The following is a 6259-nucleotide window of genomic DNA, read 5'->3' on the forward strand; positions in this document are numbered from 1 at the left end:
CGCCGAGCAGCACCCCGAGCACCCGACGCAGCCGGCCCCGGGTGGCCAGCACCGCGCCACCCCCGGCCAAGGTCACCAGGGCCAACGCCGGCAGCCAGGGCAGGAGGCTCGCACCGCTGCGGGTGTCGCGCACCGGCGGCAGCGGCGCCGGACGTACCGTCAACTCGACCGACCAGCTGCGCGTCGCGGCCCACAGCGCCAGGCCCGCGCCGGCCAGGCAGAACAGCACGGCGTACGTCAACGCGCGCCGGCCGCTCACCGGGCCGGCCGCAGGGTTTCGGCGGCCGCGATCGCGGCCAGCACGGCCGCGGCCTTGTTCCGCGTCTCCTGGTCCTCGGCGGCCGGGTCCGAGTCGGCGACCACCCCCGCCCCGGCCTGTACGTAGGCGCGGCCGTCGCGGATCAGCGCGGTCCGGATGGCGATCGCCATGTCCAGGTCGCCGCCGAAGCCGAAGTAGCCGACGGTGCCGCCGTAGAGGCCACGACGGACCGGCTCCAACTCCTCGATGATCTCCATGGCGCGCACCTTGGGCGCCCCGGAGAGCGTGCCGGCCGGGAAGGTCGCGGCCAGCGCGTCGAAGGCGGTCTGGTCGTCACGCAGCGTGCCGGTGACGGTGGAGACGATGTGCATGACGTGGCTGTACCGCTCGATGGTCGCGAACTCGGGCACCTCCACGCTGCCGGGCTGGCAGACCCGACCCAGGTCGTTGCGGCCGAGGTCGACGAGCATCACGTGCTCGGCCCGTTCCTTCGGGTCGGTGAGCAGTTCGGCGGCGAGCGCCGCGTCGGCGGCGGGGGTGCCGCCCCGCGGCCGGGTGCCGGCGATCGGGTGCAGCAACGCCCGGCGCCGCCCGTCCGCGGACCCGGTGACCTTCAGGTGCGCCTCCGGGGACGAGCCGACGATGTCGAACCCGTCGAAGCGCAGCAGGTACATGTACGGGCTGGGGTTGCTGGTGCGCAGCACCCGGTAGACGTCCAGCGGGTCGGCGTGGGTCGTCCGCTCGAAGCGCTGGGAGAGCACGATCTGGAAGCACTCGCCGGCCCGGATCGCCTCCTTGGCCGCCTCCACCGCCTTCGGGTAACCGCCGTCGGGCGTACGGCAGAGCACCTCGCCGGCCGGCGGACGTTCGACGGTGGAGATCATCGGCGGGATGGGCCGGGACAGCGCCGTGGTCATCGCGTCCAACCGGCCCACCGCGTGGTGGTAGGCGGCGGCGACCTGCGGGGCGCGGTCCGGTGCGTCCAACGGTGGCAGCACCGCGTTGGCGACCAGGATCGCCGAGCCGTCGTAGTGGTCGAGCACCACCAGGTCGGTGGCGAGCATCATGCCCAGCTCCGGGACGCCCAGGTCGTCCTCGGTCAGCTCGGGCAACCGCTCGAAGCGCCGGACCAGGTCGTAGCCGAGGTAGCCGACCATGCCCCCGGTCAGCGGCGGCAGACCGTCGGACGGGTCTCCGACCGGGCCGGCCAGCGCCGCAACCGTCTCCCGCAGCATCCGCACCGGGTCACCCTCGGTGCTCAGCCCGGCCGGCGGCTGGCCGAGCCAGGTCGCCACGCCGTCGCGTTCGATCAGGGTCGCGCTGCTGCGTACGCCGATGAACGAGTACCGCGACCAGGCCATGCCGGCCGAACCGACGCCCTGCTCGGCCGATTCCAGCAGGAACGTGCCCGGTCCACCGGCCAGCTTCCGGTAGACCCCGACCGGGGTCTCCGCGTCGGCCAGCAGCCGCCGGGTGACCGGCACGACCCGCCAGTCGGCGGCCAGCTCGGTGAAGGTGGCCAGGTCGGGGCTGAGCGTGCCGTCGGTCATTGCCCGACCTGCCTTCCGTTCGCGACTGCGGGGCTGCGCCGCGCGGCGCTTTTCGGGCTCACCGGGCCTCCGTCCCCGTGACGGGAAGCTCGGTGAAGAAGCAGGTGCGGTGGCCGGTGTGGCAGGCCGCGCCGACCTGGTCCACGCTCACCAGCAGCGCGTCCCCGTCGCAGTCCAGGGCGACCGACCGCACGTACTGGTGGTGGCCGGAGGTGGCGCCCTTGACCCAGTATTCGCGTCGGCTGCGCGACCAGTAGGTGGCCCGGCCGGTGGTGAGGGTGCGGTGCAACGCCTCGTCGTCCATCCAGGCGACCATCAGCACCTCACCGGAGTCGTGCGCACGCACCACGGCGGCGACCAGACCATCGGCGCTGCGGCGCAGCCGGGCCGCGATGGCCGGGTCGAGCCGGGACGGGCGCGCCGGCGCGGGCGCGGCCAGCTCGTTCGGATCGCTGGGGACGCCGGTCACCGGCGGGTCAGGTACGGGCACAGTCGCCAATTCTCCCGCACGCGGCGCGGGCACCGCCGACCGCTCCCGCCAGGGCTGCGCCGGAGGCACCGAGGGCCGGGGCTGTGGCGACAGTCGGGGCTGCGACGAGGGCCCGGAGTGCGACAAGGGCCCGGACTGCGACGAGGGCCCGGAGTGCGACAAGGGCCCGGACTGCGACGAGGGCCGGGCCTGTGGCGGGGGCCCGACCGGCCGGGCCAACTGCGCGACGTAGCGGTCCAGCCGGCCCTCGACCAGGGCGGCGGCCAGGTCCGCGCCGGCCGTGTCGGCGATCTCCTCGGCGTACGGCCGGATCAACGGCAGCGTGCCGGCGACCAGCCGTACGGCGGCGGCCCAGAGCTGCCCGGTGGCGCCCGGGCGCAGCCCGAGGCAGAGCAGCATGTCGGTCCGGTAGCCGGGTGGGGCCACCGGCAGTTCCAGGGCCGCCGCGAAAGCCGCCCGGCGGGAGTGGACCCGCACCGACGGGTTGGCCGGGCGCAGCACCGAGGGACAGAGCCGCGCCAGGTCGGCGACGGCGAGCCGAACCCCGAGACGGTCGGTGGCCGCGCGGGCGGCGGCGGCCTTACCCAGCGTGGCGATCATCTCTTCCAGTCGGGGTGGTTCGGCGGGTTGGCAGAGCACCGGCAGGTCGATCCGGGGCCGCCAGTGCGGGTCGGCCCAGAGCAGCCGCGCCGGCGCGGTGACCGGCAGCCCGAACGCCCAGTCGGCCGGTTCGCCGAGGCGGTCCACCCAGGACCGGACGTCGCGGGCGGCCACCGAAACGTGAGTGACCTGGCCTGCGGACTCCGCCAGGTAGGCCCGGCGGGCCGCGTACGGCGCGCCGCCCACCAACACGTCGAGGTCGACGTCGCTGTGTGCGGTGGCGGCGCGGCGGGCATGGCTGCCGCGCAACAGGATGCCGACGACCGGCCGCTCGGCGGCCTGCCGCAACCGCGCGGCCCAATCCTCAAGAAAACCGCTATCCGGTAACGGAGCGTGACCCACCGCGCCATCGTGCCGCACGTCCGATCGGCGCGCAATGCCCGATGGCGGACTTCGTGTCCGGTCCGGAGCCTACTGCCCGTTCTCGCGCTTCGCGCGACGGTCCACAGCCGGACACCGGCGCGGGCGTTGCGCACCGCGCAGTATTTCATCTAGCGTTGAGTTCAACAGGCGATGAGTTTCTGTGGAGGTGCGTGATGGACGATGCGATAGCCGTCCGAGACCTGGTCGTCGACCGGGGTGGGCGGCGGGTGCTGGACAGCATCAGCTGCCGAGTCCCGCGCGGCGCGGTCACCGGGCTGCTCGGCCCCAGCGGCAGCGGCAAGACAACCTTCATGCGCGCCGTGGTCGGCGTGCAGCTGGTCAGTGGCGGGACGGTCACCGTGCTCGGCCAACCGGCGGGCACCCCGGCGCTGCGGCACCGGGTGGGTTACCTGACCCAGGCGCCGAGCGTCTACGCCGACCTGACCGTCCGGGAGAACGCCCGCTACTTCGCGGCCCTGTACGGGCGCGGGCGCGTCGAGGCCGATCGGGCGATCAGCGATGTCGGGCTGGCCGAGGCCGCCGGTCAACTGGTCGGCACCCTCTCCGGCGGTCAACGCAGCCGAGCCTCGCTGGCGTGTGCCCTGGTCGGGGAGCCGGAGTTGGTCATCCTCGACGAGCCGACCGTCGGTCAGGACCCGGTGCTGCGGGCCGACCTGTGGGCCCGGTTCCACGCGATGGCCGCCGCCGGCACCACCCTGCTGGTGTCCAGCCACGTGATGGACGAGGCGGCGCGCTGCGACCGCCTGCTGCTGATCCGCCAGGGGCGGTTGATCGCCGACGACAGCCCGGCCGCGATCCGCGCCGCCGCCGGAGTGGACGACCTCGACGAGGCGTTCCTGCGGCTCATCCGGGCCGGTGAGGCCGCCTCCACCAGCACCGACGAGCCAGCCGCACGGGAGACAGCATGAACCCGCGAATCCTCGCCGCCACCACCGGCCGCATCCTGCGTCAGCTCCGACACGACCGGCGGACCATCGCGCTGCTCGTGGTGGTGCCGGCCGTCCTGCTTACCCTGGTCTACTTCATGTACGCCGACCAGCCGACCCCGCCCGGCCAGCCGACGACCTTCGACCGGATCGCGCTGGTGATGCTCGGCATCTTCCCCTTCGTGATCATGTTCTTGGTGACCAGCATCGCCATGCTGCGGGAACGCACCTCGGGCACGCTGGAGCGGCTGCTCACCACACCGCTGGCCAAGCTCGACCTGCTCTTCGGGTACGGCATCGCGTTCGGGCTGGCCGCCGCCGTGCAGGCCGCCGTCGCCGCCGCCGTGGCGTACTGGATCTTCGATCTGGACACCGCCGGCAGCATCGGGCTGGTGCTCGGGATCGCCGTGCTCGACGCCGTGCTCGGCGTCGCCCTCGGGCTGCTGTGCAGTGCCTTCGCGCGCACCGAGTTCCAGGCAGTACAGTTCCTGCCAGTCGTGGTGGTCCCCCAACTGCTGCTCTGTGGGCTGTTCGTGGCCCGCGACCAGATGGCCGGCTGGCTCCAGGCGCTCAGTGACGCCTTCCCCCTGTCGTACGCCATCGAGGCGTTGCAGGAGGTCGGCGCCCACGCCGAGCCGACCGGCCGGATGTGGCGGGATGTCGCGGTGGTGCTCGGCGCGGTGGTGCTGGCACTGGTGCTCGCGGCGGCCACCCTGCGCCGGCGCAGCGGCTGACCGCCGGCGCTGGGGTCGGCGGCCGACGCGGCAGCCGACCCCGTCGTGGGCCGGGCCACGACGGGCCCAGGTGGACGAACGAAGGGCGGCGATGACGCGGCGGACCGGCCGGCGACCCGGCAAACCGGGCACCCGGGAGGCGATTCTCGACGCGGCGCGGACGGCGTTCGCCGAACGTGGCTTCGACGCCGCCTCGATCCGGGCCATCGCCGGCACGGCGGAGGTCGACCCGGCGCTGGTGCACCACTACTTCGGCAGCAAGGACCAGCTCTTCCTGGCCGCCATGAACTTTCCGGTCGACCCTGGTCAGCTGGTGCCGCAGGTGCTCGCCGGTGACCGGGACGCCGTCGGTGAGCGCATGGTGCGCATCTTCCTGGGAGTCTGGGACTCTCCGGCCGGCAGCGCCGGGGTGGCCCTGCTGCGCTCGGCGGTCAGCAACGAGTGGACCGCGCGGCTGCTACGCGAGTTCATCACCACGCAGGTGCTGCGCCGGGTGCTCGACAACTTCGACGTCGACCCGGCCGAACTACCGCTGCGAGGCTCCCTGGTGGCCACCCAGATGATCGGCCTGGCCATGATGCGGCACGTGGTGCGCCTGGAGCCGGTCGCCTCGGCGGACCCGGAAACGCTTGCCGCCGCGGTCGGTCCGACCATCCAGCGTTACATCACCGGCCCGCTGCCGAGCTGACCCGACAGCCCGGCCGGCCAGCGTGCCAGCGACGACTGGTCAGCGCGGCGGACGGGCGTCGGCAGTGCGGCGCAGCGGCAGCAGCTGCGGCAGCTCGGCCGGGTCGGCCACCGGACCGGGGAAGGCCAGCCGGACCCGACGCCGGGCACCGGGTTGACCGAGGGCGACCACCAGCCCGTAGCGGTCGATGCGCACCACCCGGGGCGGTCCGTCCGGGGTCTGCTCGGTCAACCCGAGCTGCCGGCGCAGGTACTCCGTCACCTCGGCGCCGTGGCACTCGGCGAGGTCGGCGAGCAGGCGGGCCTCGACCGGGTGCACCGGGTCCGGCTCGGCCCCGGCGTACTCCACCGGGTCGATCCGCCGCACGACGCCGGCCCGCTCCCAGCGGACCTCGACCACCTCGAAGCGGAACAGCCGGAACCGGGTGCCCAGGTCGAGCAGGTCGCCGGTCGGCTCCACCGCGGCGAAGTCGACCGCCGCGTGGCGGGCCTCGTCGCCGAGCAGCTCGGCCGCCCAGCCGGACACCCAGGCACGACCCAGGCCGGGCGCGCCGGCGGCGGGCGGCAGG

Annotated in this window: 7 protein-coding genes and 1 pseudogene; 3 read left to right on the forward strand and 5 right to left on the reverse strand. The window is 74.1% G+C overall.

Annotated features, from left to right (window positions below; genetic code table 11):
• From PSH25_RS13085 to PSH25_RS13100, 4 genes and pseudogenes are all read right to left on the reverse strand, one after another.
• Positions 1 to 259, reverse strand: a 259-nt coding sequence (locus tag PSH25_RS13085) for a Trp biosynthesis-associated membrane protein (RefSeq protein WP_238659357.1), incomplete at its 3' end; no start/stop codon positions are given.
• Positions 256 to 1809, reverse strand: coding sequence for an anthranilate synthase component I (locus PSH25_RS13090; RefSeq protein WP_238659358.1), 1554 nt, complete (start codon positions 1807 to 1809; stop codon positions 256 to 258). The genes PSH25_RS13085 and PSH25_RS13090, both read right to left, overlap by 4 nt.
• 58 nt (positions 1810 to 1867) lie before the next feature.
• A complete protein-coding gene (hisI, locus tag PSH25_RS13095) occupies positions 1868 to 2299 on the reverse strand; it encodes a phosphoribosyl-AMP cyclohydrolase (protein ID WP_238659363.1) in 432 nt (143 codons plus the stop codon).
• 321 nt (positions 2300 to 2620) lie between these two features.
• Positions 2621 to 2899 (reverse strand): annotated as a pseudogene (locus tag PSH25_RS13100) (phosphoribosyl-AMP cyclohydrolase); the annotation flags it as partial.
• A gap of 596 nt (positions 2900 to 3495) precedes the next feature.
• Here PSH25_RS13100 and PSH25_RS13105 point away from each other — a divergent pair.
• The 3 genes from PSH25_RS13105 to PSH25_RS13115 all read left to right on the forward strand — a co-directional run bounded on the left by PSH25_RS13105 (position 3496) and on the right by PSH25_RS13115 (position 5691).
• Positions 3496 to 4251, forward strand: a complete 756-nt coding sequence (locus PSH25_RS13105; RefSeq protein ID WP_238659359.1) for an ABC transporter ATP-binding protein — start codon at positions 3496 to 3498, stop codon at positions 4249 to 4251.
• On the forward strand, positions 4248 to 5003 hold the full coding sequence (locus PSH25_RS13110; RefSeq protein WP_238659360.1) for an ABC transporter permease: 756 nt from the start codon (positions 4248 to 4250) through the stop codon (positions 5001 to 5003). The genes PSH25_RS13105 and PSH25_RS13110 overlap by 4 nt, the downstream gene beginning before the upstream one ends.
• A 91-nt stretch (positions 5004 to 5094) precedes the next feature.
• Positions 5095 to 5691, forward strand: coding sequence for a TetR/AcrR family transcriptional regulator (locus PSH25_RS13115; protein WP_238659361.1), 597 nt, complete (start codon positions 5095 to 5097; stop codon positions 5689 to 5691).
• Positions 5692 to 5730: 39 nt separating this feature from the next.
• Here the strand turns inward: PSH25_RS13115 and PSH25_RS13120 are convergent.
• The coding region (locus PSH25_RS13120) for a DUF2470 domain-containing protein (RefSeq protein WP_238659362.1) at positions 5731 to 6259 on the reverse strand (529 nt) is incomplete at its 5' end.

It is taken from the genome of Micromonospora foliorum (assembly GCF_022229015.1).
In the GTDB taxonomy this organism is placed as follows: Bacteria; Actinomycetota; Actinomycetes; order Mycobacteriales; family Micromonosporaceae; genus Micromonospora; species Micromonospora foliorum.

What these genes read in the sequence shown, in the direction of transcription:
- PSH25_RS13090 (WP_238659358.1), bottom strand. Translation starts at nt 1,809, where the DNA reads ATGACCGACGGCACGCTCAGCCCCGACCTGGCCACCTTCACCGAGCTG.
- PSH25_RS13105 (WP_238659359.1), top strand. Translation starts at nt 3,496, where the DNA reads ATGGACGATGCGATAGCCGTCCGAGACCTGGTCGTCGACCGGGGTGGG.
- PSH25_RS13115 (WP_238659361.1), top strand. Translation starts at nt 5,095, where the DNA reads ATGACGCGGCGGACCGGCCGGCGACCCGGCAAACCGGGCACCCGGGAG.
- PSH25_RS13110 (WP_238659360.1), top strand. Translation starts at nt 4,248, where the DNA reads ATGAACCCGCGAATCCTCGCCGCCACCACCGGCCGCATCCTGCGTCAG.